2 protein-coding genes are annotated in these 1819 nt (G+C 41.6%); one reads left to right on the top strand and one right to left on the bottom strand.

Annotated elements, in window-relative coordinates:
- Positions 1-38: 38 nt before the first annotated feature.
- A complete protein-coding gene (locus OGM63_RS06470; RefSeq protein ID WP_263744678.1) occupies positions 39-1262 on the bottom strand; it encodes an RNA-guided endonuclease InsQ/TnpB family protein in 1224 nt (407 codons plus the stop codon).
- Between the two features lie 84 nt (positions 1263-1346).
- On the opposite strand from OGM63_RS06470, the gene tnpA reads away from it, so the two are divergent.
- The gene (gene tnpA / locus OGM63_RS06465; protein WP_263744677.1) at positions 1347-1745 is read left to right on the top strand and encodes an IS200/IS605 family transposase; all 399 of its coding nucleotides are present in this window, start codon (positions 1347-1349) and stop codon (positions 1743-1745) included.
- The last annotated feature ends 74 nt before the right edge of the window (positions 1746-1819 follow it).

Raw genomic sequence — 1819 nt, 5'->3', positions numbered from 1 at the left:
TTGACACTCCCCACGCATAAATGCGGGGGATTCTAGCATCACCGAGGTTCTTTGCTTTTACTGGTCTTGCGACCAGTAGAAGTAGAGAGAACCTCTCCGCTAGCGTTAGTTTGGGAATGCCCTTCCCTACCGTTTGCACGAACGCCACTCTCCTCAACGGGGGGAACCCCCGCACGGAGGTGTCTCCTTAAAATTACTTTGGCGGCATTCACATCGCGCTGTTCTACGTGACCGCAATGCGGACAAGAATGGGTGCGTGTACTAAGAGCTTTTTGTACCCTAACACCGCAACTACTACATTCTTGACTTGTAAAATGGGGAGGAACTGCAATAATCTCCCGGACATACTTCTCACCAAAGTATTCGAGCCAGCGACCGAACAAATACCAAGAAGCATCACTGATACTCTTGGCTAGCTTGTGGTTTTTCACCATGCCTTTAATATTCAAGTCTTCCAGGACGACCTTAGCGTTAGCTAGGCATAAGTTACGTGCGAGTCTCTTCGCATGTTCTTCCCTTTGTCTTGTTACTCTTAAATGTTTACGGGCATAAATACCACGCGCTTTTCTTCTGCCAGATGACCCTTTTTTCTTCTTGTAAATATTGCGCCCAAGCCGCTTGATATCTTTCTCAGATTTACGTAGATATCGCGGGTTTTCTTCATGGTGTCCGTTACTATCAGAGTAGAAATATTCCAACCCTACATCAATTCCAACTTCTGATGTCGTTAATGGTGCAACAACAGTGTTATCCACCTTGACGCAAAATTGCACATAGCACCCATCGGCTCTACGCACAATCCGAACTCGTTTAATTAGCTCAACAGGGTATTGATGAATATCCCATTTACCTAATAATTTAAGTTCGCCAATACCTTTTTTATCGGTGAAAATGATGCGGCGCATGTAGGGGTGCAACTTCCACCCAGAAACTTTGTACTCAACAGAACGGCTATGTTTTTTGAATCTTGGATAACCCTTTTTCCCTGGTTGGTTTTTCTTGCAGTTATCAAAAAACCTATTAATAGCGCGTTCTACATTCTCTACTGATGCTTGGCAAGCATGGCTGTTTAAATCATTGACAAATTTAAATTCTGCTCTTAATTGAGTGTTGTACTGATATAGTTCTTTCTTGCCAACGCCGCGATTATCCATCCAATAACGCAAGACTTTATTGCGGACAAACTGAGATGTCCTGATAGCTTCGTCTATTGCTACTGATTGGGATTTTTTGACAACTGCTTTATATTCCAGCACCAACACTTTTACATCACCCCCCTTGGTTTATTTATTAGTTTACTGTAGTCTACTATATAGAAGCAACACAGTAAACTAACTTTTTACTAAATGACTGAAAAATTTAAATCCAATAATAACGTTATCTATTCTTGCAAATATCATGTGATTTTTTGCCCTAAGTACAGACGAAAAGTACTAGTGAACGCCATTGCATCCAGACTCAAAGAACTGCTCGTCCAAATAGCTATCGATATTAAAGTTGAAATCTTGGAAATGGAAATAATGCCTGACCATGTACATTTATTGATGGAGGTTGATCCTCAATTTGGAGTACACCGAGCAGTGAAGAGATTCAAGGGTGCAACATCTAGATATTTACGGTTGGAATTTCCAGAGTTAAAGAGTCGCTTACCTTCTTTGTGGACTAATTCCTACTTTGTGTCCACTGTTGGTGGTGCAACTTTAGATACTATTAAAATGTATATTCAAAATCAAAACGAAACTTGACGGCGATTGAAATCGCCTGCGGCTTACCCCCATAAATAAATTTAGGGGCTTGCACGCCGCGAGGAATCTGGTCA

This window comes from Plectonema radiosum NIES-515 (genome assembly GCF_025753815.1).
Lineage (GTDB): Bacteria > Cyanobacteriota > Cyanobacteriia > Cyanobacteriales > Nostocaceae > Hassallia > Hassallia radiosum_A.
Note: the sequence above shows the minus strand (reverse complement) of the source record. Positions and strands in the feature narration are given on the sequence as shown.